Genomic DNA, 740 nt, shown 5'->3' with positions numbered 1-740 from the left:
CCGCGCTGCTGGAGATCGTCGACGACGACGCCGATATCATGGCCCGCGCGGACGGCGTCTAGGCGTCCAGCGGTTTCCGATCCCGGCCGTGCGTGCCGCACGCGCGGCCCGAACCCGATTCAACGAGGAGGCACAATGGAGCAGCTCAAGTCCACCATCGAGGCGGCGTTCGAGAGCCGCGCCGACATCCGCCCCGACTCCGGCGCACCGGAGCTGCGCGCAGCGGTGGATCGCGCACTGATGATGCTCGACCGCGGCGAGGCCCGCGTCGCCGAGAAGGTGGGGAACGAGTGGCAGGTCAACGAGTGGCTCAAGAAGGCCGTGCTGCTGTCGTTCCGGCTCAACGACAACCAGGTCATGCGCAGCGGAGTGACCAACTACTTCGACAAGGTCCCGCTCAAGTTCGCCGACTACAACAGCACCGAGCTGCGCGACTCCGGCGTGCGCGTGGTCCCGCCGGCGATCGCCCGCCGCGGCGCCTATATCGCCCCCGGCGCCGTGCTCATGCCCTCCTACGTCAACATCGGCGCCTATGTCGGCGAGGGCACCATGGTCGACACCTGGGCCACCGTGGGCTCGTGCGCACAGATCGGCCGGGGCGTTCATCTCTCCGGCGGTGCCGGCATCGGCGGCGTACTCGAGCCGCTGCAGGCCAACCCCACCATCGTCGAGGACAACGTGTTCATCGGCGCCCGCTCGGAGATCGTCGAAGGCGTGATCGTCGAGGAAGGCGCGGTGAT

General features: G+C 68.6%; 1 protein-coding gene. It reads left to right on the top strand.

Annotated features, from left to right (window positions below; all coding sequences use genetic code 11):
- Positions 1-135 precede the first annotated feature (135 nt).
- On the top strand, positions 136-740 hold a 605-nt coding region (locus G7A99_RS22715), incomplete at its 3' end, for a 2,3,4,5-tetrahydropyridine-2,6-dicarboxylate N-succinyltransferase (RefSeq protein ID WP_163144289.1).

The sequence above is a fragment of the Arhodomonas sp. KWT genome (genome assembly GCF_010993615.1).
Note: the sequence above shows the minus strand (reverse complement) of the source record. Positions and strands in the feature narration are given on the sequence as shown.